The organism is Enterobacter sp. S-33 (assembly GCF_028735835.1).
GTDB lineage: Bacteria > Pseudomonadota > Gammaproteobacteria > Enterobacterales > Enterobacteriaceae > Enterobacter > Enterobacter vonholyi.
The window spans coordinates 1,212,319-1,239,160 of the sequence record NZ_CP117838.1 but is presented as its reverse complement, the minus strand read 5'-3'; the positions used below and the strand labels follow the sequence as shown (position 1 = coordinate 1,239,160).

Sequence of the window (26,842 nt, the reverse complement as noted above, 5' to 3'; positions counted from 1 at the left end):
TTATTTTTATTATAAAACAATCACAATATATAAGTGACAATTGTCATTTAATACGCTCACTCCCTCCTCGAGGATAAAATTATCCTAATCGTCTTCGAAGCGCTATATCAATAATCTGGCACCGTGATATATTAAGATGATTTTAATTTAAAACTAAGAAAGTTAACCGAACGAATTGTTAATGGTTAGCTTCAAACTATTGTTATCAGTTATATGATAACCACAGCAAACGCAGCATCTCAGGACGAAACATGGCAAACCTCTATGACCTTAAAAAATTCGATCTTAATCTGTTAGTCATTTTCGAGTGTATTTACCAACACCTTAGTATCAGTAAAGCCGCCGAGACGCTGTATATCACGCCCTCTGCCGTGAGCCAGTCACTGCAACGCCTGAGAGGACAACTTAACGATCCTCTGTTTATCCGTTCCGGAAAAGGGATCACGCCCACGACCGTCGGCGTCAATTTGCATCATCATCTGGAACAGAACCTGAACCAGCTAGAGCAGACTATCAATATCATGCACAGCAGCGGGTTGAAGAAGAATTTTGTCATTTATTGCCCGCATTTTATGAGTACGAAAGCAACCCTTGACCCTATAAAACTGCTCATGAACAACCATAACTATTCAATTGAATTACATGATATTTTTCTTTCTCCTGATTCAGCGGAAGATCTCCTGGCCTACAGAAGAGCGGACTTGATATTCTCGTATTCCTCTTCTAACAGTCATTCTGTCGCCTGTAGCCTCTACCATAAACTTCCTTTCGTTCTCGTTTGTCGGGAGGGTCATCCCCGTCTCGGTGAAAATCCTACGCGTGAAGAAATTCTGAATGAAAACTTCACCGCCTGCCTGAACGGTGAGAACAGCTTCAAAGGCTATCAGGACAAGGCCGATAACCTGTTATTCGAAAGAAATATCGTCTATCGTAGCGACTCTTTTATATCCCTTCTGTCGATGATCGGTTCATCCGATCTCATAGGTTTAGTACCCACGTCGGCCTTCGAACAATATGGGCCCGCCCTCAACCTGCGCAAAGTGGAAACAGACATTCATTTCCCCAGCATTGATATTTACATGATGTATAATCGTTCTGCGCTCAATAGCTCGGCATTCGCCAGTTTTATTGAAGAAATATCATTACCGTGAGATATTGATGGGGCTTTCGCACCAAATGGGAAACATACTTTTAAAACATACACCACCGTTATAGAACTACGCAACATAACCGTCATATATTCAATTAATTATTGATTAATATAACCCTCTCTTTAGTATTGAAGCTACAGTCTGGTATTTATTCCTCAGGATGAGAATAAGCATGTCAATTTATAAATACCCTTTAAACCAGGATGTTCTTACTGCTGCTCGGGAGCGAATAAAATGGACTCTCGAAAATTTTCCCAGAACCTGTGTTTCTTTTTCAGGTGGAAAAGACTCCACCGTCATGCTGCATCTGGTTGCCCAACAGGCGCGACAGATGAAAGTCAAAATAGATGTGCTCTTTATTGACTGGGAGGCGCAGTTTTCCCATACCATTAACCATGTGCAACATATGCGTGAATTGTACAGCGATGTCATCGATCATTTCTGGTGGGTCGCGCTTCCCCTGACAACGCAAAATTCACTTTCGCAATTCCAGCCGGAATGGCAATGCTGGGTACCCGGTACCCAATGGGTCCGCCAGCCTCCTGACGATGCGATAACCGATCCCGCTTATTTTCCTTTCTACCAGCCTGGCATGACGTTTGAAACCTTTGTCCGCAGTTTCTGCGACTGGTTCTCTCTCAATCGCCCGGCGGCGGTACTGATTGGCATCCGCGCCGATGAGTCTTACAACCGTTTCCTGGCTATTGCATCGGCGCGTAAGCAGCGGTTTGCCGACGATAAACCCTGGACTACCGTCGCACCGGGAGGACATGCCTGGTATATCTATCCCCTCTACGACTGGAAAACCGCCGATATATGGACCTGGTTCGCCAAATCAGGTTGTTGCTATAACCCACTTTATGACCTGATGTTTCAGGCTGGCGTGCCGCTACGCTACATGCGTATTTGTGAACCCTTTGGCCCAGAACAGCGCCAGGGACTATGGCTCTACCACGTTGTTGAGCCCGATCGCTGGGCGGCCATGTGCGAGCGCGTGAGCGGTGCACGCAGCGGAGGAATGTACGCCGGACACGATAATCATTTTTATGGTCACCGAAAAATTTTGAAACCCGAACACCTCTGCTGGCGCGAATATGCCATGTTGCTCCTCGAAAGCATGCCGCAAAATACGGCTGAGCATTACCGCAATAAAATCGCCATTTATCTGCACTGGTATCAGAAGAGAGGCATGGAGGATATTCCCGATACTCAGGACGGTGATATCGGAGCCAAAGACATTCCCTCATGGCGCCGTATTTGCAAAGTTCTCCTGAATAACGACTACTGGTGCAGGGCGCTATCGTTCAGCCCGAACAAACCCAAACATTATCAGCGCTACAGCGACAGAGTGAAGGCTAAACGCAAGGAGTGGGGCATATTATGCGACAAAGACTAATCACCGAGATGGAAACGTACCTTCAGTCACTTTCAGAAGAGGACCGCATTAACGCCATAAATGCTTTTCGTGAGGCAATCCATAAACACAGTCCGTTTCGCGAGCAACCGATAGACTGCGTCCTCTGGATAAGACAGGACGCTATTACCGCTAACGATTACAATCCCAATAACGTTGCCCCCCCAGAAAAACGGCTGCTCAGTAAGTCGCTGGAACTCGATGGATTCACCCAACCTATCGTTGTGACAGAAAGTGAACCGCAACACTACGAAATCGTGGATGGTTTTCATCGCCATGAAATCGGTAAAAATCGGGCGGCGTTGAAGCGTCAGCTTAAGGGATATCTCCCCGTCACCTGCCTGCGTCGGGATCGGCAGGATAAACATAACCGTATGGCCGCCACGATTCGCCACAATCGGGCGCGGGGTCGGCATCAAATCAACGCCATGTCAGATATCGTGCGCGAACTGGCGCAGCTCGGCTGGAATGATGAGCGAATAGGCAAAGAGCTGGGCATGGACAGCGATGAGGTGCTGCGCCTCAAGCAAATCAACGGTCTGCTGGAGCTGTTTGCAGACCGCCGTTACTCAGAAGCCTGGACGGTGAAATAATCAGAGCGTGTTCAGGCGCTCTGCCGCCGCCAACAGCGTCGATTCCTGCTTCGCAAAGCAAAGACGGATCAGCTTATGCGGGAAGGGATCGGCGCAGAACACCGACAGCGGAATGGCGGCCACGCCGACCTCTTTCGTCAGCCACTGGCAGAAACTCACGTCGTCCAGCTCCGATATCGCGCTGTAGTCGGCGAGCAGGAAATAGGTGCCTTCTGAGGGCAAAATTTCCAGACGGCTTTTGCTTAATGCCGTCACAAACAGATCCCGACGTTCACGATAGAAGTGCGGCAGCTCGCGGTAATGCGCGGGCTCAGCGAGCAGCATATCCGCCAGCGCCAGCTGAGCCGGCGTGTTCACGGCAAACGTCAGGTACTGATGCACCTTGCGCAGCTCAGCGCTGATGGCCGCCGGGGCCACGCAGTACCCTACCTTCCAGCCGGTCATATGGTAGGTCTTACCAAACGAAGAGACGGCGATAGCACGCTCGCGAAGCTGCGGATGGGCCAGCACGCTGGCGTGTCCCTCTTCAGCAAAGCAAATGTGCTCATAGACCTCATCGCTCAGCACGTAAATCTCGCGTTCCGCAATTGCCTGCCACAGCGCGGCGAAATCGGCTTTTTGCCACACCGTCGCCGACGGATTGTGCGGGGTATTCAGGATCACCAGGCGGGTTTTGTCGCTCAGCAGCGCAGCAAACGCCTGCCAGTCAGGGCGAAAATGCGGCGGCTGGAGCGCCACGCGTTTCACCACGCCGCCGGAGAGTTCAACCGCAGGCGCATAGCTGTCGTAGCTCGGATCAAAACAGATGACTTCATCCCCCGCGCGCACAAGTGCGGTGATGGCCGCATACAGTGCTTCGGTTGCCCCTGCCGTCACCGTGATGTCGGTGTTCGCATCGGGCTTATGGCCATACAGTTCCGCCGTTTTATCCGCAATGGCTTCCCGCAGCGCCTGCACGCCCGTCATCGGTGCATACTGATTTGCCCCCTGCGCCACGTGGTACGCGAGACGCTCCTGCAAATACGTCGGGCCATCGAAATCCGGGAACCCCTGAGAAAGGTTAATGGCGTTGTGCTTTTGCGCCAGAGCGCTCATCTGCGTAAAGATGGTGGTACCGAGATTGGGAAGTTTACTCTGCGGAATCAATGCGTTATTGCTCATTGTGTCGTGCCTGCCTGTAATACTTATGTTGCTGCCACTATAACACGATGTTAGTCTTTGGCAATCAAGACGCTTAGACGTCTAAACCATATGAATATTCCTGGCCGAGAGGGTAAAAGGAAATGAGAGATAACCTGCAACTCACGCATCTGGTCGACGCCTGCCGCTGGATTGGTGCCAAAGGCTGGGCCCCCGCCACAGGCGGCAATATGTCGGTGCGTCAGGACGAACATCTGTGCTGGCTCAGCGAATCCGGAAAGGACAAAGGCAGCCTCACCACCGATGACTTCCTGCAGGTCGAGATTGCCACCAATCGCGCCCCGTCCGGTCGTAAACCGTCGGCGGAGACCGGGCTGCACACCCTTATCTATCGTCTGTTTCCTGAAGCCAACGCCGTCCTTCACGTTCACACGGTTAACGCCACGGTGCTGTCCCGTCTGGTCAAAGAAGCCGAGCTCAACATCAGCGGCTTTGAGATGCAAAAATCCCTCACCGGGCAGACCACGCATATGGACACGGTGGCTATCCCGATCTTTGATAACGACCAGGATATGGACGCCCTCGCCTCCCGAATCGCCCATTACGCAGAGGAACGCCCGCTTAATTATGGTTTTCTTCTGCGCGGTCATGGCTTAACCTGCTGGGGCCGCGATGTGGCCGAGGCCCGCCGTCATCTGGAAGGGCTAGAATTCTTATTTGAATGCGAAATGCGTTTACGACAACTGGAGAGAATATGATTCGCGCGATTGTGACGGATATTGAAGGGACCACCAGCGATATTCGTTTTGTCCATAACGTTTTGTTCCCCTACGCGCGTGAGCGGCTGGCGGCCTTCGTGACCGCGCAGCAGTACGCCGAGCCGGTCAAATCCATTCTGGACAACCTGCGTGATGAAATCGATAACCCGCACGCCAGCGTCGGCGAACTTGTCGACGCTCTGTTTGCCTTTATGGACGAAGACCGCAAATCGACCGCGCTCAAAGCCCTGCAGGGGATCATCTGGCACGACGGCTACGTTAACGGCGATTTTACCGGACACCTCTACCCCGACGTGCTGCCTGCGCTGGAAAAGTGGAAAGCGCAAGGGATTGATCTCTATGTTTATTCCTCTGGCTCCGTCGCCGCGCAGAAACTGTTATTTGGCTACAGCGACGAAGGTGATATTACTCATCTGTTCAGCGGCTATTTTGATACCCACATCGGCGCCAAGCGCGAGGTGCAGTCTTATCAGAACATCGCGGCGCAAACGGGCATTGCCCCGTCGCAGATCCTGTTCCTGTCCGATATTCATCAGGAGCTGGATGCGGCTGAACAGGCAGGTTTTCGTACCCTGCAGCTGATTCGCGGTGATGATGACGGCGCAAGCCACCACCATCAGGTCCACCAGTTTGACGAGATTAACCCGGAGCAGATCCCTTCATGAGCGCATTGACCATTTATTCCGACAAAGACGCCAGTCAACACCAGTGGCACAGCACCGACGCCGCCGAGATTGCCCAACAGCTCAACGCGAAAGGCGTTCGGTTTGAACGCTGGGCTGCGGATCGCGATTTAGGACACGATCCCGCCCCTGAAGCCGTGATCGAGGCATATCAACATGCGATCGACAAACTGGTGGCGGAAAAAGGCTACCAGAGCTGGGACGTGATCAGCCTGCGCGCCGACAATCCGCAGAAAGATGCGCTGCGCGCGAAGTTCCTGAACGAACACACCCACGGCGAAGACGAGGTACGCTTTTTCGTGGAAGGCGCGGGGCTGTTCTGCCTGCACATTGGCGATGAGGTGTATCAGGTGCTGTGCGAGAAAAACGACCTGATCTCCGTCCCCGCGGGCACGCCGCACTGGTTTGATATGGGCTCAGAGCCGAACTTTACCGCCATTCGTATTTTCGATAACCCGGAAGGCTGGGTGGCCCAGTTTACCGGTGATGCGATTGCGGATGCGTATCCACGGTTGGCATGATCTTTTCTCCCTCTCCCTGTGGGAGAGGGTAAGGGTGAGGGCATCCGAGCGCGTTACACCTTCAATCCCTTCACATATCCCACCAGCTGATCCAGCACAATCCCCCATCCTTCGTGGAAGCCCATCTGATCATGCTGCTCGCGGATCTCCTTCGTCGGATGACGCGCAATCGCCGTATAGCGGGTTTTCCCCTCCCCGACATCTTCCAGCAATAAAATCGCCGTCATAAACGGCTTCTCGGCCGGTTTCCAGCCTTCGGTATAGCCGTCGGTAAAGACCAGCTTTTTACCGGGATCGATTTCCAGGAAGACGCCCCGGTTATCCATCCGCTGACCGTCCACCTCAAACACGGTGTTGAACCGCCCGCCCACGCGCAGGTCGAGATCGCATTCGGTCACCTTATGGGGAGCAGGAATGAAGAAGTTTTTGATGTGTTCCGGCGTAGTCCAGCAGAGCCAAAGCAGGTCGCGCGGTGCATCCACCACGCGCTCCAGTTTTAAGTCAGTTTCAGGATCGAGCGTCACGATGTTGTCCTCTTAAGGGAGCCCCTTAAAGGATAGCCGGACTCAGGCAAATTTCCCTTCCGCAACCTCTTCCGGCGTGACCACGCCCGTATCCAGCACCCAGCCGCTAATCAGCGAGGCTGGCGTAACGTCAAACGCCGGGTTGTAGACCTGCGCGTTTTCCGGCGCCCACTGAACCGCGCCAAAGCTTCCGGCGACGCCCGTCACCTCGCTGGCGGCACGCTGCTCAATCGGGATCGCGTCGCCGTTCGGGCATTCCGGGTCGAGGGTCGTTTGCGGCGCGGCCACATAGAACGGAATGCCGTGGAATTTTGCCAGCACCGCCAGGGAGTAGGTGCCGATTTTGTTCGCCACGTCGCCGTTAGCCGCAATGCGGTCTGCGCCCACCCACACGGCGTCTACCTGCCCTTTCGCCATCAGGCTGGCGGCCATGGAGTCGGTAATCAGCTGATACGGCACACCCAGCTCGCCAAGCTCCCACGCGGTCAATCTACCGCCCTGCAGCAGCGGGCGGGTTTCATCGACCCAGACGTTGCTGACGTTGCCTTCCTGGTGCGCGCGAGCAATGACCCCAAGCGCCGTACCGACCCCCGCCGTTGCCAGTCCGCCGGTGTTGCAGTGGGTCAGCAGGCGGCTGCCGGGCTTCACCAGCGCGCTGCCCGCTTTCGCAATGGCATCACAGAGTCGTTTATCTTCATCAATCAGGCGCAGCGCCTCCGACACCAGCGCCGGAACATACTCTTCCTGCCACAGCGCAATCTTCATGCGGTCGAGATTGTTCATCAGGTTCACCGCCGTCGGGCGGGACGCGCGCAGGGTTTCCAGCGCAATCGCCAGCTCGTCACGGTTTTTGCCGTTTTCCGCCAGCAGCGCCAGCAGCAGGCTTGCAGAGAGACCAATCAGCGGCGCGCCGCGCACGCGCAGGGCGTGGATATGCCCAACCAGCGCCTCTACGGTCGAGGCATCCAGCCAGCGTTTCTCCTGCGGGAGGGCCTGCTGGTCGAGAATAAAGAGCTGATTATTCGCCACCCGCAGGCTGGTCGTCTGTAATGTCTGCATGTCGTTAATTCCCTGTTGCGTTGTTGTAGCACATTGTGTCAGGATGAAATCCAGATGTATAGACGTCTACATGTCTTAATTTAAAAACTCGTGAGGAGCAGGCCATGTCGCAATACCGTACCTTTACCGCTCAGGATGCCGTGGAGTATGCCAGGCAGTTTGGCGGACTTGACGATCCTTCATCGCTGGTAGAGGCGCAGGAGATTGGCGACGGCAACCTCAATCTGGTCTTTAAAATTTTCGACAGCGCGGGCGTGAGCCGCATCGTCGTTAAGCAGGCGCTACCCTACGTGCGCTGCGTCGGCGAGTCCTGGCCGCTGACGCTGGACCGCGCCCGTCTGGAGGCGCAAACCCTGGTCGAGCACTACCGGCACAGCCCGCAGCACACCGTGAAAATCCACCACTTCGATCCGGAGCTGGCGGTGATGGTGATGGAAGATCTCTCCAGCCATCGCATCTGGCGCGGCGAGCTGATCAAAAATAATTATTACCCGCTGGCGGCGCGTCAGCTGGGTGAATACCTCGCGCACGCGCTGTTCTACACCAGCGATTTCTACCTGCACCCGCACGAGAAGAAAGCGCAGGTGGCGAAATTCATCAACCCGGAGATGTGCGAGATCACCGAAGATCTGTTCTTCAACGATCCGTACCAGATCCACGAGCGCAACAGCTACCCGGCCGAGCTGGAAAATGACGTCGCGGCGCTGCGCGACGACGCCCAACTTAAAATTGCCGTGGCCTCCCTGAAGCACCGCTTCTTCTCGCACGCCGAAGCGCTCCTGCACGGCGATATTCACAGCGGGTCGATTTTTGTGGCGCACGGCAGCCTGAAGGCCATCGACGCCGAGTTTGGCTACTTTGGCCCGATTGGCTTTGACGTCGGTACCGCCATCGGCAACCTGCTGCTGAACTTCTGCGGCCTGCCGGGGCACCTGGGCATTCGCGATGCCGCCGCCGCGCGCGAGCAGCGCCTGACCGATATTCAGGAGCTGTGGAACACCTTCGCGGAACGCTTCCAGGCGCTGGCACACCAGAAAACGCGCGACGCCGCGCTCGGCGCGCCGGGTTACGCCTCTGCGTTTCTGAAAAAGGTCTGGCATGACGCCATCGGCTTCTGCGGCACCGAACTCGTTCGCCGCAGCGTCGGGCTTTCCCACGTCGCGGATATCGACACCATTCAGGACGAGGCGATGCGCCACGAATGCCTGCGCCACGCGATAACGCTCGGTAAAGCGCTGATTGCGATTGCCGACCGCATCGACAGTGCGGAAGATCTGGTGGCGCGGGTGCGGCAGTACAGTTGATTTTCTCCCTCTCCCTGCGGGAGAGGGCCGGGGTGAGGGCATCAAACTGCGCTTACCCCAAATACTCAATCACCGACAGCCCGCCGTTATAATCCGTGCTGTAGATAATTGCCTGCGCATCCACAAACACGTCACACGACTGGATCACCTGCGGGCGATTCGGGCGGGTATCCATCATTTTCTCCGGTGCCGCAGGCACCAGCGCGCCGGTTTCCACCGGACGATACGGATTGGAAATGTCATACGCGCGCACGCCCGCGTTCTGATACGTCGCAAAAATCAGCGTCGAGCTGACGAAGCTCCCCGGCCGGTTCTCGTGCAGGTTGTGCGGCCCAAAATGCGCCCCTTTCGCCACGTAGTCGGTTTCATCCGGCTGCGGGAAGGTAGAGATGCTTATCGGATTCGACGGCTCGCGGATATCAAACAGCCAGATCAGCTTCTCGCCGTCTTCCTGGTTATCGAGCACCGCTTCGTCCAGCACCACCAGCAGATCGCGGTCGGGCAGCGGCAGCGCGGTGTGCGTGCCGCCGCCAAACGGCGGGCTCCAGTTACGGTGGCTAATGAGCTTAGGCTGGGTACGATCCTTCACGTCCAGCAGCGTCAGGCCGCCGTCGCGCCAGCTGCCGTACGCGGTATCGCCTGCAATAATCGCATGGTGGAGCGCGTAGCGTTTCCCTTCCGGCCAGTTAGGCCTCTCCCCTTCTGCCTGATTCATCCCCGGCAGCCACCAGCGCCCTGCCACCTCAGGCTTACGCGGGTCGGCTAGGTCGATCGTCAAAAAGATGTAGTCGGTAAAGCCGTCGATCAGCGCCGACACGTACGCCCAGCGTCCGCCGACGTACCAGATGCGGTGGATGCCGATACCGCTCAGCGACAGAAAACCGATTTCGCACGGCTTGTCCGGCGTGGAGATATCAAACACCCGCAAACCCGCGCTCCAGCCTTTGTCCTGCACGTCGCTGACGGTCTCGCCCACCTGCCGGGTGTAGTAGACCTTCTCGTCGGCAAAACGCGCATCGGCAAAAAGATCCCGCGCGTTGATGACCAGCAGGAGATCGTCATGCGCCTGGAGGTGCACGTTCCAGGTGCCCGGCGGTGCGGGCACGTATCCCGCCGCTTTCGGGTTTTTCGGATCGCGCACGTCGACAATCGAAAAGCCCTGCGACACCATATGGCCGATATAGGCGAAACCGCGATGCACCATCAGCTGCACGCCGTCCGGGCGACCGCCCTGGTCGCTATGGCCGATCAGCCGCATATTGCGGCTGTATTCTGGCGTAGGGAGCTCGCTCATTTATTCTTCGCTTCCAGCGTCGCAAACCACGGCGCGATAAAATCTTCCGTCTGGCCCCAGCCCGGAATGATTTTGCCCAGCGACGCCACGTTCACCGCGCCCGGCTGGGCGGTCAGCAGCGTCTGAGGAATGGCGGCTGCCTTAAAATCGTAGGTCGCTGGCGTCGCTTCCCCGGCAATCTTGTTCGCCACCAGACGCACGTTGGTCGCGCCAATCAGCTTCGGATCCACCGCCACGCTCACCTTCCACGGGCTGCCCGGCTCGCGCATCAGCTGCAGATCCTGGTTAGAGATGTCGATGCTGTAGAGCTTAATCTCGGTGCGGCCGTTCTCTTTCAGCGCCTTATACGCGCCCTGGCTGAAGGCGTCCCAGGTTCCCCAGATGGCGTCGATTTTACCTTTCGGGTATTTCGCGAGGATTGCGCCCACCTTGTTGGCGGTGTCGCCCTGCACGTCGGAAGAGACTGCGCCGATAGACTCCAGCTCTTTAATGTCCGGATACTGTTTTTGCAACTCTTTATACGCCGCCTGACGACGCTCCATCGGCGGGAAGCCCGCCACCCACAGCTTGACGATATTGGCCTTGCCGTTGAAATCTTTCGCCAGCTGGCCGAAGGAGAGGTTCGTCAGGGAGGCATCATCCTGCTGGGTAACGGTCACGCCCGGGATCTCGCCGTTGACGGCGGTATCAAATACCGCGACCTTAATCCCGGCGTCCACCGCCTTCTTCACCAGCGCGGTGGAGTACGGATCGCGGCCCTGAGACAGGATAATCCCATCGTACTTCTGGCTGATGGCCTGGTTCACGAAGTCCTGGAATTTGGCGTCGTCCCCGTTGCTTAAAAAGGTGCTGACCTTAAAGCCGAGCTTCTTCCCTTCCTGAATGGCCCCGGCAATAAACTGCGTGGTGTTGTCGTCTGAGCCGAGGTTACGGATCACCGCGATGCGGATCGGGCCGTCATGGTTGGCAATGGCCGCCGGAAGCGGTGCAGGCGTGGCCGCAAAGCCAGGCAGAGCGGTGAATAACCCTAATGCCACCAAAGAGAGTGCAATCTTTTTCATTTTTTATCCCGTTGTGTTGTCAGCGTTTTTGTATGTAGGTAATCGCCAGCGCTACCGCGAGCACCAGCCCTTTTATAATGTCCATGGCGTAATACGGCACGGAGAGCATCACCAGCCCGTTCGACAGCACGCCGAGAATAACCGCCCCGACCAGGGTCCCCAGCGCGTTCGGCTTGCCGGACCCGGCCAGCGAGAAGCCAATCCACGCCGCCGCTACCGCATCCATCAGATATCCGCCGCCCGCGTTCACCTGCGACGACCCGATGCGCGAGGCCAGCAAAATCCCGCCCAGGCCCGCCAGCAGCGAGGCAATCACGTAGGCCGCCACCTTGTAGCGGGTGGTGCGAATGCCGGAGAGACGCGCCGCTTCCGGGTTACCGCCAATGGCGTACATCCGGCGTCCATGAGTGGTGAGCGACAGCCCCAGCTGTGCCAGCACGGTCACCACCAGCATGACGATCACGATGGTCGGCACCTGTCCCAGCAGGCTGAACGCCGCCGGAATAGTCCCTTCGGCCATATCGCCGCTCGGCAGCACCATGTTTTCGGTAATCGACCCGCCGTAGCTGTAGGTCATCGCCACGCCCTGGATCACAAACAGGCTGGCCAGCGTCGCGAGCATGTCCGGAATGCGCAGGATAACGATCAGAAAGGCGTTAAACAGTCCCACCAGCGTGCAGAGCGCGAGGGTAATCAGAATCGACTCGGTGGTGCCAAAGCCGTGCCAGACGAAAAGGGAAATCACCAGCGCGTTCGCCAGCGACGCGGTAGACCCCACGGAGAGATCGAATCCGCCGATGGTCAGCGAGATCGACACGCCAATGGCAATCACCGTCACGATGGCAATCGAGCGCAGAATGTTGATGATGTTGTTCGGATCGAGGAAGCTGTCCGACGCCAGGCCAAAGACGGCCACCAGCGCGACGACGGTCAGCAACATGCCCCACCTGTAGAGAAAATCGAAAATCTGCTGACGGCCAGACGCCGTCGCGTTTACTGAAAGGACCTTGCTCACGACGCCGTTCCTCCGGTTGAATAATAAAGTAATGTCTCTTCACGGGCCTCGGTCCCGGCGATTTCCGCCACGATGCGCCCGTCCCACAGCACGCAGATGCGGTCGCACAGCCCGACCAGCTCGGCAAATTCGCCGGAGGCGTAAATTACCCCTTTGCCCTCGCGCGCCAGGCCGTCAATCAGCTGGAAAAGATCGGTTTTGGCCTTCACGTCCACGCCTTTGGTCGGCTCGTCGAAGATCAGCACGCTCGCGTCATTGCGCAGCCACTTGCCGATAGCCACCTTCTGCTGGTTACCGCCGGAGAGACGTCGCAAAACCTGCCCGGGACCGCGGGCGCGAACGCCGACGCGGGCGATCACCTCCTCCGCCCAGCGCCACGCCTGACGATGACCGAACAGGCTCCAGCGCGAGAAGCTGTTATCGGCGCACACGGCAAGGTTCATGCTTACCGGCTCGTCGATAAAAATACCCTCTTTGCGCCGCTCTTCCGGCACCAGCGCCAGCCCGCGCAGCACCGAGTCCGCCGGATCGCGCGGCTGCCAGGGCTGTTGATTCAGCTCACCGCGCGCCACGCGGCTTTTGCTGGCGCCAAACAGCGCTTTACAGAGTTCGGTTTTTCCCGCCCCCGCCAGCCCGGCAATACCAAGAATTTCGCCCTTGCGCAGGTGCAGGGAGATATCTTTCAGCAGCGCGTCGTCGTGCAGACCTTCTACCCGCAGGAGCGTCTCTTCGCCGTGCGGCGGCCGCGCGGGCGGATAGATATCGCTCAGCACGTGGCCGAGCATCTTCTCAACGATCGCTTCACCGCTGAGATCGGCCATCGGTCCGGACTCAATCAGCTTGCCGTCGCGCAGCACCGTCAGGGTGTCGCAGATGGCCTTCAGCTCGTGAATGCGGTGGGAGATAAACACCACGCCGATGCCCTGCTGCTTTAAGCGTCTGACTACCGCAAACAGGCGCTCGCTCTCGTGCGCGTCCAGCGGCGCGGTGGGCTCATCAAGAATCAAAAAACGGCAGTGGTGGGATAGCGCCCGCGCCAGCAAAATCTGCTGCTTTTCGGCAAGCGTGCAGCTGTCGATGGAACGGCGTACGTCCAGAGAAACATCCAGCTGCGCCAGCGCCTGTCTCGCCTGCTGACGGATCGCGCGCCAGCTGAAGCGATGCCCCGGCTGCGCCAGCTGGTCGAGCATGATGTTCTCGGCGATGCTTAACCCCGGGATCAGGGCCACGTCCACCTCCTGCTGCACAAGGTGGATCCCCAGCCGTTTGGCATCGAGCGGTTCGCGGATGTTTACCGGCTGGTTGTTAATGCTGATCTCGCCCTCATAGTGGTCGTGCGTCCCGCACAGCACCGCCATCAGCGTCGATTTTCCCGCGCCGTTGGCGCCGGTCAGCGCGTGTACGGAGCCGCCGGATAAGGTGAAATTCACGCGCGACAGCGCCTGAAAGCCGGAAAAGGCCAGGCTGATACCGCGCATTTCAAGGCGACTGGAAACCATCCGCGTAAATCCTTCATTACTCTTCTGATTTATCGAATTTTTCACAGCTCCGGTTGACTGACAACGACGGAAAAGGCATAAGTTAAAGCGAAATATTATTAGCCATCCGGATGTCCAGACATAACATCGGGTTAGCGCTTCCCAAAAAGGACACCATCATGAGCAACACCGATATCCGCGTCGTGCCTGGCCCGGCGAACTACTTCTCTCATTCCGGAAGCCTTGCGCATCTGAATGACTTCTTTACCCCTGAACAGCTTTCCCGCGCGGTGTGGATCTACGGCGAGCGCGCGATCGAAGGCGCGCGCCCTTTCCTGCCGGAGAGCTTTAATGCGCCGGGGGCGAAACACCTGCTGTTTAAAGGCCACTGCAGCGAGCGCGACGTCACCCATCTGGTGAATGAATCCGGCAGCGACGCCAGCGTGGTGATTGGCGTTGGCGGCGGCGCGGTGCTCGATGCCGTCAAGGCCGTGGCGCGCCGCTTAGGAGTGCCGTTCGTGGGCATCCCCACTATTGCCGCCACCTGCGCGGCGTGGACCCCGCTCTCCGTCTGGTACAACGATGCCGGTCAGGCGCTGCATTTTGAGATCTTCGACGACGCCAACTTCCTGGTGCTGGTGGAGCCGCAGATCGTCCTTAACGCCCCGGCGGAGTATCTGCTGGCGGGCATCGGCGATACGCTGGCGAAGTGGTACGAAGCGGTAGTGCTCGCCCCGCAGCCTGAAAAGCTGCCGCTGACCGTGCGGCTGGGCATCAACGGCGCGCTGGCTATCCGCGACGTGCTGCTGGAGCACAGTGAGGAAGCCCTGGCTGACCAGCAGCGCGGTGAACAGACGCAGGCGTTCCGGGACGTGGTGGATGCGATTATCGCAGGCGGCGGGATGGTCGGCGGTCTGGGCGAACGCTATACCCGCGTGGCGGCGGCGCATGCGGTGCACAACGGTTTGACCGTGCTGCCGCAGACGGAAAAATACCTCCACGGCACCAAGGTGGCCTACGGCATTCTCGTGCAGAGCGCCCTGCTCGGCCAGGACGACGTGCTGTCACAGCTGGTCTCGGCGTATCGGCGTTTTAACCTGCCGACCACGCTTCGCGCGCTGGAGGTCGATATTAACAACCGAGAGGAGCTGGATAAGGTGATTGCCCACACCCTGCGTCCGGTGGAATCAATTCATTATCTGCCGGTGACGTTAACGCCCGACGTTCTGCGCGCGGCGTTTGAGAAGGTGGAATACTTCAGCCGTTAATCTCCCTGACCGTCTATACCTAATGATGATTCTTACCACTCTCGTAACGAGGTCATCATGCAGATCGATTTAACAGGTAAAAAGGCACTGGTTACCGGTGCCAGCCGCGGGTTGGGTCGGGCTATTGCACTGTCGCTGGCGCGCGCCGGTGCGGATGTGATTATTACGTATGAAAAATCTGCCGATAAAGCCCAGGCGGTCGCTGAGGAGATTAAGGCGCTGGGACGACACAGCGAAGCCGTGCAGGCCGACAGCGCCAGCGCGCAGGCGATTCAGGATGCCGTCACCCATGCGGCGCGTTCCCTTGGCGGGCTGGACATCCTGGTCAACAACGCCGGGATCGCGCGCGGCGGCCCGCTGGAATCCATGACCCTGGCGGACATCGACGCGCTCATCAACGTCAACATTCGCGGCGTGGTGATCGCCATTCAGGAAGCGCTGGTGCACATGTCTGACGGCGGGCGCATTATCAACATCGGCAGCTGTCTGGCCAACCGCGTGGCGATGCCGGGTATTGCCGTTTACTCGATGACCAAGTCTGCACTCAACTCCCTCACCCGCGGGCTGGCTCGCGATCTGGGGCCGCGCGGTATTACCGTTAACCTTGTCCACCCCGGCCCCACCAACAGCGATATGAACCCGGAAGACGGCGAACAGGCGGAAGCTCAGCGCCAGATGATCGCCGTCGGCCACTACGGCCAGCCGGAAGACATCGCGGCGGCAGTCACGTTTCTTGCCAGCCCAGCCGCCGGGCAGATCTCCGGTACCGGCCTGGATGTGGACGGCGGGTTGAACGCCTGATCGCAATCTCCATGCAAGCCTCTGTCGCCCGGCAGAGGCCTTTTCGAGCCGCCTCGACGGTATGCGTTTTGCCTCTTACCTGTATTTTTTCTCCGCTCTACAGTACCCCATAAGAAATTCGGAATTTATCTAATAGTCTTATTATTTCCTTATATTTTGTGTGGGCGTACAGTGGAGGTACGGATGAAGATTGTCTGGTCAAAGAATGCAAAGAAAGAGTTTTCCAAAATCGATGGCCGATATCAGCGAAGAATCAAAGCAAAACTTGCTGAGCTGGACGATCGCTCAGCTCCCCGGCCCGATATCAAAAAAATATCGGCAACAGAAAATCATTTTCGGCTACGCGTTGGCGATTACCGCATTCTGATTACACTTCGGGACGATCCCGATAACCATTGTTATGTTTTGGCCGTCAAGCGCAGAACATCAACGACCTACCTTCACGAGGAGAAAGCCCCCTATGGCTGTTCAGCTAATTAAGGACGATGACGGAAAAGCGCAGTACGTCGTTATTCCCTATGATGAATACTTTCGTATGTGCTTACAGATGGCAGAAATTGACGACGAAACCGATGATGATCTAGAGGATATTGAAGTCGAACACGATTGTTATGATGACGTAGGATTACCTGGTGAAGTATGCGACGTCATGCATAACGAGAACGTCAGCCTGCAGGCCGCGTGGCGTATCCTGCGCGGGCTATCCCAGCAGGAGGTGGCGGAGAAACTCGGCATCAGCCAGTCCGCCGTGTCACAGCTGGAAGCGCTGGACTCCCGTCCGCAAAAGCGCACCCGCGAAAAGCTCGCGGCGATCTACGGCTGTAAGCAGGAGCAGATCAGCCTCTATTTACCGAAAGAGGGTTAACAGCACTTCGCTCCGCCCTTGCCGCCGTAGCGGGCATCCTGGCGGTCGCGGAAAAATTCTTCGTAGGTCATGGGCGTCTGGTCCGGATGGTTGACGCGCATATGCTCGACGTAGTTGTCGTAGTCCGGCACGCCAATCATCATTTTGGCGGCCTGGCCCAGGTACTTACCTGCTTTGGATAGAGTGTCGAACATAGGTCATTTCTCGTTTGTTTCCCTCACCCCGCCCCTCTCCCAAAGGGAGAGGGAGGATAAGAAATGTAGGCCGGGTAAGGCGAAGCCGCCACCAGGCACACAGGTTAGTGCGCCCCTTTCGCCTGGGTCACAATCTCTTCCAGGTTTTCAGGCATTGGCTCGTACGGCGTCTCTTTCGCCGTTGGCTTATCATTTTTCAACGCAGCCAGCGCGGTCCTGAGAGAATACAACGCTAGCACCACGACCACCACCATAAAGAAGATGGTCAGCCCGGCATCCAGACGGTTGTTAAACACCAGCTGCGACAGCTGCGATTCGGTGTACTGTGCCGGGATCTTGCCGCTGTCGATCATCGCCTGGAACTTGTTGGCAATCGCCAGGAAGCCCACCTTGTTATCCGGGCTGAAGGCTTTCTGCCAGCCCGCCGTCAGGGTACAGATAAGCAGCCACGCGGTTGGCACCAGCGCCACCCAGGCGTAACGCTGGCGCTTCATCTTGAACAGCACCACCGCGCAGAGCATCAGCGCCATACCCGCCAGCATCTGGTTGGCGATACCGAACAGCGGCCACAGGGTGTTAATCCCGCCCAGCGGATCGACCACGCCCTGATGCAGGAAGTACCCCCACGCCAGCACGCACAGCGCTGTCGCCAGCAGGTTAGCCGGGAGCGAATCGGTCCGCTTCAGGTTCGGGGAGATGACGCCCAGCAGATCCTGCAGCATAAAGCGCGCCGCACGGGTTCCCGCATCCACCGCCGTCAGGATAAACAGCGCTTCAAACAGGATGGCGAAGTGATACCAGAACGACACGTCCATCAGCCCGCCCAGCGCACCGTGGAGAATATACGCCATGCCGACCGCCAGCGTCGGCGCCCCGCCCGCGCGGGAGATAATCGACTGCTCGCCCACTTCGCTGGCGATGCTCGTCAACGTTTCAGGCGTAATCGCAAAGCCCCAGCCGCTCACCACCTGCGCGGCAGACGCTACCACGTCAACGGTGCCGGCCGGGGCCAGGACCGCCATCGGGCTGTTCATCGCGAAATACACGCCCGGGTCGATAATGCAGGCGGAGACCAGCGCCATAATGGCCACGAAGGACTCCATCAGCATACCGCCGTAGCCGATCAGGCAGGCCTGATTTTCATTCGCCAGCATCTTCGGCGTGGTACCGGAGGCAATCAGCGCGTGGAAGCCCGACACCGCACCACAGGCGATGGTGATAAACAGGAACGGGAAGAGATTGCCGGTCCAGACAGGGCCGGTACCGTCGATGAATTTGGTTAATGCAGGCATGGTCAGGGTCGGGCGCATAATCAGAATGCCGATCGCCAGCCCGACGATAGTGCCGATTTTCAGGAAGGTGGAGAGGTAATCACGCGGCGCCAGCAGCAACCATACCGGCAGCACCGCCGCCACAAAGCCATAGCCCACCAGCATCCAGGTCAGCTGTACGCCGGTAAAGTCGAAGAACGGCGCCCAGGTCGGGCTTTCCGCCACCCAGCCGCCGGAGATAATGGCGAACACCAGGAATACCAGGCCAATCACCGACACTTCACCAATCCGGCCCGGACGCAGGTAGCGGATGTAGATCCCCATGAACAGCGCCAGCGGAATGGTAAAGGCTACGGTATACGTTCCCCACGGGCTGTGGGTCAGCGCTTTCACCACGATCATCGCCAGCACCGCGAGGATGATCACCATGATCATAAAGGTCGCCACCAGCGCAATCACCCCGGCAGTGGCCCCCATCTCCTCTTTCACCAGCTCCCCCAGCGAACGTCCGTCGCGGCGGGTGGAGACGAACAGCACCATAAAGTCCTGCACCGCGCCTGCCAGCACCACGCCCGCCAGGATCCAGATCATCCCCGGCAGGTAGCCCATTTGCGCCGCCAGCACCGGGCCCACCAGCGGGCCTGCCCCGGCGATCGCCGCAAAATGGTGACCGAACAGCACTTTCTTGTCGGTCGGCACGTAGTCCAGACCGTCGTTATGGCGGACGGCAGGCGTCATGCGGGTGCTATCGACCGCCAGAACATTTTTAGCGATATAGCGGCCATAAAAACGATAGGCGATCAGGTAAACGCAGACCGAGGCAACGACGATCCAGAGCGCGTTGATCTGCTCCCCCCGGTTGAGGGCGATATAGCCCAGGGCAAAGGCTCCCACAACGGAGAGCCCTGCCCATGTAAGGTATTTCCCTGAGTTGTTCATAGTTGTTGTCCGTTGTTGTGAAACAGTGAGATGTTACATTTTGTTTCTAGAACAACCGGAAAAATTTAACAACTTTGAAACGCAATAATGCGTGGTCAAACCAGAGATTTACACCACAGTGTTAAGCCGATCACTTTGATCTGCCTGGGTTAGCCCAGCACCATCGTACTTAACCGGCAGGTGCAGCACCGCCGCCCCTGCTCGTCGAAGACCACAATCTCCCAGCTCTGGCTCGAACGCCCAAGATGCAGCGGCTGACACACGCCGCGAACCTTACCGTGGGAAACTGCCCGATGATGCGTGGCGTTCAGCTCCGTTCCCACCACGCTCTGCCCGTCGCGGGTCATCAGAAATCCGGCCATTGAGCCGAGCGTTTCCGCCAGCGCCGCCGAGGCACCGCCGTGGAGCAGGCCAAACGGCTGATGGGTTCGTGCATCCACCGGCATCTCCGCTTCCAGCGTGTCATCCCCGAGGCGGGTATAGACGATGCCCAGGTTCGCCACCAGGGTATTCACGCTGGTGGCGTTCAGTTCTTCAAGCGATAAATGACGTTTCCAGATCATTTATGCCCCCAGCGTGGAGCCGCCGTCCACCACGATATCCTGCAGGGTGATGTGGCTGGCGGCATCGGAGGCAAGGAACAGCACGGTCGCAGCTATCTCCTGCGGGCGGGCAATTTTGCCCAGCGGAATGCCGAGCTTAAACTGCTCGCCGAAGCCGCGAATGCGCTGCTGCTCCGCATCGTCGCTTTTCCACAGGGTTCGCTGCATATCGGTGTCCGTTGAGCCCGGCGACACCAGATTACAGCGCACGCCGCTGCCCGCCAGCTCCAGCCCGACGGTCAGGGCCAGGCTTTTCAGCGCCGCTTTCGATGCGCCGTAGGCGCTCATGCCGATGCGCGGCGCGTGCGCCGCGTCGGAGGCCACGGTGACCATCGCCCCGCCCTGCTGGCGGCGAAACTGGCCCATCGTCTGCTGGAAAAGGTTGAACGCGCCGCCGACGTTGACCGCGAAGGTATGCTGCCAGTCCTCCTGCGAGAGCTGGTCCGTCGCCCCCATGCGCAGAATGCCCGCGGCGTTGACCAGCACGTCCAGCCGTTCGAGCGAAGCCAGCGCGCGCCCGCACACCTCATGTACCTGTGCGGCATCCGCCACGTCCAGCGTTTCGGTGGCAAACGGATAGTCATCCTGCGGGAAGGCCAGATCGAACCCGGTCACCTGTGCGCCTGCTTCGGCAAACGCCAGTGCAGTCGCGTAGCCAATCCCCTTCCCCGCGCCCGTCACCCAGACGGTTTTGCCGGTAAAATCGAATCCCGCCATTACTTCACCTCGCGGGAAAGCAGCGCCCACCAGGCGTCGAGAGTGGGATTTTTTGCCAGCATCACGAAGTCGATATCGCCGTGCACTTTGCGCCAGCGGGCGGCCAGCGCCATCATGCGCACTGAATCCAGGCCGTAGTCGATCAGGTTTTCGTCATCCATCGGCTCGTCGGACTCGTCCAGCAGCGGAAGGATCAGCTCGCGCAGCGCGGCTTTCGAGGCCGGAACGGACGGCAGCAGCTCGTCGGTCATCACCACGCGGCCAGAACGCCCGGCCACGTAGTTCAGGGACATCAGGTGCTCGTCACGGGTGAAATCTGCCAGCGCGTCGGCAATAAAGAACGGCTTAATGTCGCGCATAAAGGCGTCGGTGGCGGTGGTCATGCAGCCGATGTGAGCGTACACGCCGGTAATCAGCAGCTGGTTGCGGCCCGTCTCTTTCAGCATCTGCTCCAGCGGCGAGCGGTGAAATGCGCTGTAGCGCCACTTCACCAGCACCGTGTCCGCTTCGTCCGGGGTCAGCTCAGCGACGATGCGCTGCTGCTCCGGCGAGCGGGTCAGGCCCGGCCCCCACATGTCGTTCAGCAGGGCGCGGTCTTCATCGCTCTGCTCTTTTGGCTGCGCGGTGTAGTAAACCGGGATATTGTGTTCTTTGCAGTACGTGCGCAGTTTAGCGATGTTCGCTATTACCTGCTGCATCATCGCGCTATTTTCGCCCCAGAAGTTCAGGAAATACTCCTGCATATCGTGGATCAGCAGCGCCGCGCGCTCGGGCTCAAACGCCCAGTTCACCTTGTTGGTCGGCAACTCTGCGGCGGTTGGCAGCGCGTAAGCGGTTAATTTTGGGATGGCCATACTCTGTTCCTCAGCCCCGGGCGCGTTCAGCAAGCCACAGGCGCAACTGTTTCTTATCGACTTTGCCGACCGGCGTTAGCGGGAGCGCATCCACGCTCTCCACGCGGTCCGGCAGCTTGAATTCGGCAACGCCCTGCTCGCGCAGGAAGCGACGCACCTCGACCGCGCGCAGGGGCTGTTTCACCACCAGATACGCGCAGCTCTTCTCGCCCAGCAGGCTGTCCTCCATGCTCACCAGCGCGGCGTGGATCACCGACTCATGGCGCAGCAGCAGGTTCTCGATCTCTTCGGCGGCGATCTTCTCCCCGCCGCGGTTGATCTGATCTTTCTCACGACCCTGCACGGTGATATAGCCCTGCTCGTCGATGGCGATCAGATCCCCGGAGCAGTAAAAGCCGTCGGCGTCGAAGGCGCTGGCATTGTGTTCCGGGCTGTTGAAATAACCGCGGAAGGTATACGGGCCGCGCGTCATCAGGCGTCCGACCTCCCCGCGCGGCAGCGGGTTGCCATGCTCGTCGGCCACCCACACTTCGTCGTCCGGGCACATCGGGCGGCCCTGGGTGTTGATGATGCGCTCCGGCGCGTCGTCGAGCGCGGTGTAGTTCACCAGCCCTTCCGCCATGCCGAACACCTGCTGAAGCTGGCAGCCGATTTCCGCCGGAATGCGCGCCGCGAGCGTGGCGGAGAGGCGCGCGCCGCCCACCTGCAGCAGCTTCAGTGATTTAAGCTGCGCGCTGCCCGCGCCGTCGGCAATCGCCTGCAGCCAGAGGCTCACCGCCGGCGGGACCAGCGAGGTGACGTTAATCTGATGTCGTTCAATCAGCGGGAAGCAGAGCGTGGCGCTCGGATCGTTCGCCAGCACCACGCAGCCGCCCGCGGTGAAGACGCCCAGCGATCCCGGCGAACTCATGGCGTAGTTGTGCGCCGCGGGCAGCGCGTTCAGGTAACGGGTTTCGGCGGTAATGCCGCAGATCTCGTTGCTGCGGCGGATGCTGTAGTCGTAGTCGTTATGCGTGCGCGGGATCAGCTTCGGCGTGCCGGTACTGCCGCCGGAGAGCTGGAAGAAGGCCACTTCGTCGGCGGGCGTCGGGTTCGGGATAAAGTTGTCCGCGGGACGGGCCATCGCCGCTTCCAGGGCATGTTCACCCTTATCGCCGCGCAGGAGCACGACGCGTACCGAACGGTGTTCATCCACGAAAGCGTTGAGGAAGTCATCGCCCGCAAACAGCGCATGGTCGCGATCGGCGATCAGCACGGCGGGGTTGATCTGCGCCGCGTAGGCGTTCAGCTCGCTGCGCTGATGGCTAAAGAGCGCGTTGACCGGCGCGACGCCGATTTGCAGCAGCGCGAAGAAGGTGATGTAGAACTCGGCCACGTTGCCAAGCTGCACCAGCGCGGTCTCGCCGCGATGCAGCCCACGCCCCTGAAGGGCTGAGGCCAGGTTGTTCACCGCCTGATTAAACGCACGGTAGGTGATGTGCCGCTCGCCGTCAATTATCGCCACGGCATCGCTGTCCGCGCGATCCGTCAGGATGTGGGTCAACGGCAGATCCTGCCAGTAGCCTTTTTCACGGTAGCGGCGGGCAAATGCCTCAGGCCAGCGGGTAAAGGGAATGGTCATGAGTCTTCCTTAGTGCAAACCAAATACGTTGAGCATGGTGGAGAGCTTCACGCCCGTCTCGCGCCACTCGCCCACCGGCGAGGAGGCAGGCACAATGCCCGCGCCGGCAAACAGGCGAACGGTATTTTTATGCAGACGCGCGCAGCGGATGGTCACCACCCACTCGCCGTTGCCTTCGCTGTCGCACCAGCCGACGATGCCGCCGAACAGCTCGCGGTCGAACGGCTCTAGCTCGGCAATCAGCTCTTTTGCCGCCTGATGCGGGAAGCCGCTCAGCGCCGGGGTCGGGTGCAGCAGGCAGGCCAGGGTCAGGGCGTTTTCGTTTTCACGCGCCTCGCCTTCTACCGGCGTCGCCAGATGCCACAGCGTGGGCGTGGTAATCAACTGAGGAGAATCTGGCATGCTGAGATGGTGGCTGCGCGGTGCCAGAATAGCCTTCATCGCCTGGGTCACGAGGTCGTGCTCGTGGCGATCCTTTTCAGAGGCCAGCAGCTTATTGCCCGCTTCGCGATCTAATACATCATCGGGCTGACGACGCGCCGAGCCTGCCAGCGGCAGCGAACTAAAGTGCGCGCCCTCTTTGCGCAGCAGCAGTTCAGGGCTGGCGCCGAGGAGCACGCCGCCGTCTTCCAGCGGCACGTGGAAGTTGAAGCTCGCCGGGTTCTGGGCGATCAGGCGCTCCATCAGGGCGCCGCTGTCCATGTTTTTGTCGGTCGCGATATCAATCAGGCGCGACAGCACCACCTTGTTCACCTGCGGTGTGGCGGTGAGCGACGCGGCGCGAGCCACCATCTCTTCGAAAACGGGCTGCGGCGGGATCTCGGTGCGTTGTTCCACCTTCAGTGCCTGCGAGCCGGAAAAATAGCGTGCAGACTGCTGACGTGCCGGACGGGAAAAGGTCTGCCAGCGTTGGGGAATAAACAGAGAGGACGGCTTGCGGGTATCGAACGGGATAGCCCCTACCATCACCGGATGAGCGATACCGCTGGCTTTCGCATTCAGGAAGGCCTGGGCTAATTTTTGCTGGAAGCGACCCGCCGGATCGTCACCGCCAACTGCGGGTTCACTGAAGCGGGCAAAGCAGCCGGACGTAGTAAAGCTGCGGTAAGGCGACATAAAGAAAAAACGGTCTGATTCCAGCGTGGTTGCGGCGTGCTGAACTTCCTCAGCCAGGGACGTATCCATATCATCCTCCTTAAAATGATAAAAGAAGCAATAATGATTATCATTTATATTTTCGTCGGCTAACCTAATCCCACATCGCTCCGCTGTCAACCGTCGGGCAAATAACTTGTGCGACAAAAGCTTGCATCCCGGTGCGGTAACTATGAAAATGAGAAGCATTATCTTCAACGAAAACAGGATCCCGCGCTGTGAAATTCCCTGCTGCTTCCCGTAATCCCCTGCTTTTATTGGCACTTTTTGTTTTAGGACTTACCTCAGCCGCTGCCGCCGACTGGCCGCGTCAGGTGACCGACAGCCGCGGCATTCACACGCTAGAGAGCAAACCGACGCGCATTGTCTCTACCAGCGTGACCTTAACCGGCTCCCTGCTGGCGATTGACGCCCCGGTCGTCGCCAGCGGCGCGACCACGCCGAACAACCGCGTGGCCGATGCGCAGGGCTTTTTGCGCCAGTGGGGCGATATTGCGAAACAGCGTCAGGTTGCGCGGATGTATATTGGCGAACCGAGCGCCGAAGCGGTCGCCGCACAAATGCCGGATCTGATTTTGATCAGCGCCACCGGCGGTGATTCCGCGCTGGCACTGTACGATCAGCTTTCCGCCATTGCGCCGACGCTTATCATCAACTACGACGACAAGAGCTGGCAGGCACTGCTGACGCAACTGGGCACCATCACCGGGCAGGAAAAACAGGCCGAAGAGCGCATTGCCGCGTTTGATAAACAGCTCGCGCAGGTGAAACAGCAGATGAAGCTGCCGCCGCAGCCGGTGAACGCCATCGTCTACACCGCCGCCGCGCACAGCGCCAACCTGTGGACCGCAGAATCGGCGCAGGGCAAGCTGCTGCACCAGCTGGGCTTTACGCTGGCGGACCTGCCCTCCGGTTTGCAGACCTCAACAAGCCAGGGCAAGCGGCACGATATTATCCAGCTGGGCGGTGAAAACCTGGCAACGGGACTGAACGGCGAAGGGCTGTTCGTGTTTGCCGGCGACCAGAAAGATGTGGATGCGATTTACGCCAACCCGCTGCTGGCGCATCTGCCGTCGGTGAAAAACAAACGGGTTTGGGCATTGGGAACCGAGACGTTCCGCCTGGATTATTACAGCGCGATGCTGGTGTTAGACAGATTGAATACGTTGTTTAAGTAGGCATTTTCCCACCCTCTCCCTGTGGGAGAGGGCCGGGGTGAGGGCATCAGGCCACACCGTCGTTCAACACAACCTCCTGCCTGAACCGCCGCAATTTCACCAACGCCACTAACAAAATCACGCCAACCATCGCTAACGCAAACCCGCTGCTGCTCGCCGACGCCGCCGGGGTCATTATCGCCCCCAGCCCGCCGAGGATCGCCGCGCCAATCGCATCGCCCGTGACGTTCTGCGCCGTCCACAGGCCGTTGATGCGCCCGAGCATCCCTTCCGGCGTCTGGGTCTGGATCAGGGTGTACTGCAGCAGCGAACTGATGGCGCTCAGCCAGCCGAAAATCACCAGGCACAACACCCCGAGCGCCCACGCCGGCATCAGGCTAAAGAAGCCGATGGCGATAAACGACGCCAGAGTGGCAAGCAGCATAATCAGCCCCGGACGCGCGCTCTGCGCCAGGTTGCCGCTGGTCAGCGCCCCGCACGCCGCGCCGAGCGGAATGGCCGCGTAGAGAATGCCAATCTCCGAGGCGCTCATCTGCCACTCTCCCGCTAATGCCGGATACAGCACGCGCACGGCGCTCGCCATGGTCAGCAGGCCGCCGAGCAGCGCAATGCCGCCAATCAGCGGGTCGCTGAACAGGAAACGAATCGCGGCCATCAGCGATTTCAGGGGATGCTCGCGCGGCTGCGGCGGAGGCGGCAGCAGCGGCAGGCGCAGCAGCGTCAGCGTGGTGATAAAGGTCCCTGCCGCCGCCAGCCCGTAGTTCCACGCCACGTTGCCGGTCGCCAGCAGCAGGCCGCCCACCATCGGTGAAATCACCGAGCCGAGGCGCACGGTGAGCATGGTGATCGCCCCCGCCTGCATCAGATTTTCTCGCCCGACCAGCGCGGGCGTGGCCGCCAGCAGCGCCGTCACGCCCAGCGAGGCGAAAAAGCCGTCCCACAGCCCCAGGGCATAAATGGCGATCAGCGACGGCTCAGGCAGCATGGCGTTCAGACACAGCCCGATAAAGCCCACGCCGCAGGTGCCGCGCGCCAGCAGGATCAGCTTCTTGCGCTCGTAGCGGTCCGCCAGCACGCCGCCAACCATCAGGCCGATAAACATCGCCCCGCCGGTTAAGGTAACCGATAACCCCACCAGCCAGCTGGAGTGCGTCATGGTCTGGATCTGGACCGGCACGGCCACGCCGAGCAGGCCGAGGGATAAAATGGAGATAAAGCGAGCGATAAACACGGCTCGATAGGCCGGGTGCGTTTTGAGCAGGCTGAGGTTAAGCAGCCAGGATTTTTGATTCATGACAAAGCCTTGAGTGTAATTCTACCCATTCCATGGGCGCACATGCTAACATAGCCAAATAAGATAG

At 58.8% G+C, this 26,842-nt stretch carries 27 protein-coding genes; 12 read left to right on the top strand and 15 right to left on the bottom strand.

Translation table 11 applies throughout. The annotated features are described in order from the left end of the window. Positions 1 to 251: 251 nt before the first annotated feature. The 3 genes from citR (at position 252) to PUP35_RS05745 (ending at position 3,158) form a co-directional block, all read left to right on the top strand. Positions 252 to 1,151, top strand: a complete 900-nt coding sequence (gene citR / locus PUP35_RS05755) for a DNA-binding transcriptional repressor CitR (RefSeq protein ID WP_127730016.1) — start codon at positions 252 to 254, stop codon at positions 1,149 to 1,151. 172 nt (positions 1,152 to 1,323) lie between these two features. Next, positions 1,324 to 2,547 carry a phosphoadenosine phosphosulfate reductase gene (locus PUP35_RS05750; RefSeq protein ID WP_274242312.1) on the top strand — a complete coding sequence of 408 codons (1,224 nt, stop codon included), beginning with the start codon at positions 1,324 to 1,326 and terminating at the stop codon, positions 2,545 to 2,547. Continuing rightward, positions 2,532 to 3,158 carry an IbrB-like domain-containing protein gene (locus tag PUP35_RS05745; RefSeq protein ID WP_271367111.1) on the top strand — a complete coding sequence of 209 codons (627 nt, stop codon included), beginning with the start codon at positions 2,532 to 2,534 and terminating at the stop codon, positions 3,156 to 3,158. The genes PUP35_RS05750 and PUP35_RS05745 overlap by 16 nt, the downstream gene beginning before the upstream one ends. Here PUP35_RS05745 and PUP35_RS05740 read toward each other — a convergent pair whose 3' ends face one another. Next, positions 3,159 to 4,319 (bottom strand): pyridoxal phosphate-dependent aminotransferase, encoded by a 1,161-nt coding sequence (locus tag PUP35_RS05740; protein ID WP_115874479.1) that lies wholly within the window; start codon positions 4,317 to 4,319, stop codon positions 3,159 to 3,161. 122 nt (positions 4,320 to 4,441) lie between these two features. On the opposite strand from PUP35_RS05740, the gene PUP35_RS05735 reads away from it, so the two are divergent. Genes PUP35_RS05735 through PUP35_RS05725 form a run of 3 tightly spaced genes read left to right on the top strand, consistent with a single transcriptional unit; the run spans position 4,442 to position 6,281 of the window. After that, the gene (locus PUP35_RS05735; RefSeq protein ID WP_271367109.1) at positions 4,442 to 5,056 is read left to right on the top strand and encodes a methylthioribulose 1-phosphate dehydratase; all 615 of its coding nucleotides are present in this window, start codon (positions 4,442 to 4,444) and stop codon (positions 5,054 to 5,056) included. Continuing rightward, positions 5,053 to 5,742, top strand: a complete 690-nt coding sequence (gene mtnC / locus PUP35_RS05730) for an acireductone synthase (protein WP_271367108.1) — start codon at positions 5,053 to 5,055, stop codon at positions 5,740 to 5,742. Before PUP35_RS05735 ends, mtnC begins: the two co-directional genes overlap by 4 nt. Further along, positions 5,739 to 6,281 (top strand): 1,2-dihydroxy-3-keto-5-methylthiopentene dioxygenase, encoded by a 543-nt coding sequence (locus tag PUP35_RS05725; RefSeq protein ID WP_023293046.1) that lies wholly within the window; start codon positions 5,739 to 5,741, stop codon positions 6,279 to 6,281. Before mtnC ends, PUP35_RS05725 begins: the two co-directional genes overlap by 4 nt. Before the next feature lie 53 nt (positions 6,282 to 6,334). Here the strand turns inward: PUP35_RS05725 and PUP35_RS05720 are convergent, their stop codons facing one another. Continuing rightward, positions 6,335 to 6,805, bottom strand: coding sequence for an SRPBCC family protein (locus tag PUP35_RS05720; protein WP_143344822.1), 471 nt, complete (start codon positions 6,803 to 6,805; stop codon positions 6,335 to 6,337). Between the two features lie 42 nt (positions 6,806 to 6,847). Then, positions 6,848 to 7,864: an S-methyl-5-thioribose-1-phosphate isomerase gene (mtnA, locus tag PUP35_RS05715; RefSeq protein WP_047173405.1), complete on the bottom strand. Its 1,017-nt coding sequence runs from the start codon at positions 7,862 to 7,864 to the stop codon at positions 6,848 to 6,850. 104 nt (positions 7,865 to 7,968) lie between these two features. Here mtnA and mtnK point away from each other — a divergent pair, with 104 nt between their 5' ends. Further along, positions 7,969 to 9,168 carry an S-methyl-5-thioribose kinase gene (gene mtnK, locus PUP35_RS05710; protein ID WP_271367104.1) on the top strand — a complete coding sequence of 400 codons (1,200 nt, stop codon included), beginning with the start codon at positions 7,969 to 7,971 and terminating at the stop codon, positions 9,166 to 9,168. Between the two features lie 52 nt (positions 9,169 to 9,220). Here mtnK and PUP35_RS05705 read toward each other — a convergent pair whose 3' ends face one another. The 4 genes from PUP35_RS05705 to PUP35_RS05690 are packed head-to-tail and all read right to left on the bottom strand — an operon-like array spanning position 9,221 to position 14,037. Continuing rightward, positions 9,221 to 10,462, bottom strand: coding sequence for an LVIVD repeat-containing protein (locus PUP35_RS05705; protein ID WP_274242311.1), 1,242 nt, complete (start codon positions 10,460 to 10,462; stop codon positions 9,221 to 9,223). Further along, positions 10,459 to 11,523 carry a sugar ABC transporter substrate-binding protein gene (locus tag PUP35_RS05700; RefSeq protein ID WP_274242310.1) on the bottom strand — a complete coding sequence of 355 codons (1,065 nt, stop codon included), beginning with the start codon at positions 11,521 to 11,523 and terminating at the stop codon, positions 10,459 to 10,461. The genes PUP35_RS05705 and PUP35_RS05700 overlap by 4 nt, the downstream gene beginning before the upstream one ends. A gap of 19 nt (positions 11,524 to 11,542) precedes the next feature. Then, a complete protein-coding gene (locus PUP35_RS05695; RefSeq protein WP_136195336.1) occupies positions 11,543 to 12,538 on the bottom strand; it encodes an ABC transporter permease in 996 nt (331 codons plus the stop codon). After that, positions 12,535 to 14,037, bottom strand: coding sequence for a sugar ABC transporter ATP-binding protein (locus tag PUP35_RS05690; RefSeq protein WP_127729989.1), 1,503 nt, complete (start codon positions 14,035 to 14,037; stop codon positions 12,535 to 12,537). Before PUP35_RS05690 ends, PUP35_RS05695 begins: the two co-directional genes overlap by 4 nt. 158 nt (positions 14,038 to 14,195) lie before the next feature. On the opposite strand from PUP35_RS05690, the gene PUP35_RS05685 reads away from it, so the two are divergent. The 4 genes from PUP35_RS05685 (at position 14,196) to PUP35_RS05670 (ending at position 16,950) form a co-directional block, all read left to right on the top strand. Further along, the gene (locus PUP35_RS05685; protein ID WP_274242309.1) at positions 14,196 to 15,284 is read left to right on the top strand and encodes an oxidoreductase; all 1,089 of its coding nucleotides are present in this window, start codon (positions 14,196 to 14,198) and stop codon (positions 15,282 to 15,284) included. Between the two features lie 57 nt (positions 15,285 to 15,341). After that, positions 15,342 to 16,085, top strand: coding sequence for an SDR family NAD(P)-dependent oxidoreductase (locus PUP35_RS05680; RefSeq protein ID WP_045909613.1), 744 nt, complete (start codon positions 15,342 to 15,344; stop codon positions 16,083 to 16,085). Between the two features lie 183 nt (positions 16,086 to 16,268). After that, entirely contained in the window at positions 16,269 to 16,565 is a 297-nt protein-coding gene (locus PUP35_RS05675; protein WP_023303272.1) for a type II toxin-antitoxin system RelE family toxin, read from the top strand. Further along, positions 16,546 to 16,950: a helix-turn-helix domain-containing protein gene (locus tag PUP35_RS05670; protein WP_127729982.1), complete on the top strand. Its 405-nt coding sequence runs from the start codon at positions 16,546 to 16,548 to the stop codon at positions 16,948 to 16,950. Before PUP35_RS05675 ends, PUP35_RS05670 begins: the two co-directional genes overlap by 20 nt. Here the strand turns inward: PUP35_RS05670 and PUP35_RS05665 are convergent. From PUP35_RS05665 to entC, 7 genes are all read right to left on the bottom strand, one after another. Beyond that, positions 16,947 to 17,144: a YbdD/YjiX family protein gene (locus PUP35_RS05665; protein ID WP_006809671.1), complete on the bottom strand. Its 198-nt coding sequence runs from the start codon at positions 17,142 to 17,144 to the stop codon at positions 16,947 to 16,949. The genes PUP35_RS05670 and PUP35_RS05665 overlap by 4 nt on opposite strands. Before the next feature lie 104 nt (positions 17,145 to 17,248). Continuing rightward, positions 17,249 to 19,354 (bottom strand): pyruvate/proton symporter CstA, encoded by a 2,106-nt coding sequence (gene cstA, locus PUP35_RS05660; RefSeq protein WP_274242308.1) that lies wholly within the window; start codon positions 19,352 to 19,354, stop codon positions 17,249 to 17,251. A 149-nt stretch (positions 19,355 to 19,503) separates the two neighbouring features. Continuing rightward, complete coding sequence (gene entH / locus PUP35_RS05655; RefSeq protein ID WP_136195332.1) at positions 19,504 to 19,917, bottom strand: proofreading thioesterase EntH; 414 nt, start codon at positions 19,915 to 19,917, stop codon at positions 19,504 to 19,506. Next, a complete protein-coding gene (entA, locus tag PUP35_RS05650; RefSeq protein ID WP_127729975.1) occupies positions 19,918 to 20,673 on the bottom strand; it encodes a 2,3-dihydro-2,3-dihydroxybenzoate dehydrogenase EntA in 756 nt (251 codons plus the stop codon). Further along, positions 20,673 to 21,527, bottom strand: coding sequence for an isochorismatase (locus PUP35_RS05645; RefSeq protein WP_274242307.1), 855 nt, complete (start codon positions 21,525 to 21,527; stop codon positions 20,673 to 20,675). The genes entA and PUP35_RS05645 overlap by 1 nt, the downstream gene beginning before the upstream one ends. Positions 21,528 to 21,537: 10 nt before the next feature. Next, positions 21,538 to 23,148, bottom strand: a complete 1,611-nt coding sequence (gene entE / locus PUP35_RS05640; protein WP_274242306.1) for a (2,3-dihydroxybenzoyl)adenylate synthase EntE — start codon at positions 23,146 to 23,148, stop codon at positions 21,538 to 21,540. 9 nt (positions 23,149 to 23,157) lie between these two features. After that, on the bottom strand, positions 23,158 to 24,333 hold the full coding sequence (gene entC, locus PUP35_RS05635) for an isochorismate synthase EntC (protein ID WP_143344813.1): 1,176 nt from the start codon (positions 24,331 to 24,333) through the stop codon (positions 23,158 to 23,160). A 188-nt stretch (positions 24,334 to 24,521) separates the two neighbouring features. Here entC and fepB point away from each other — a divergent pair, with 188 nt between their 5' ends. Continuing rightward, a complete protein-coding gene (gene fepB / locus PUP35_RS05630; protein ID WP_274242305.1) occupies positions 24,522 to 25,481 on the top strand; it encodes a Fe2+-enterobactin ABC transporter substrate-binding protein in 960 nt (319 codons plus the stop codon). A 46-nt stretch (positions 25,482 to 25,527) separates the two neighbouring features. Here fepB and entS read toward each other — a convergent pair whose 3' ends face one another. Beyond that, entirely contained in the window at positions 25,528 to 26,775 is a 1,248-nt protein-coding gene (gene entS, locus PUP35_RS05625; protein ID WP_274242304.1) for an enterobactin transporter EntS, read from the bottom strand. Positions 26,776 to 26,842 lie beyond the last annotated feature (67 nt).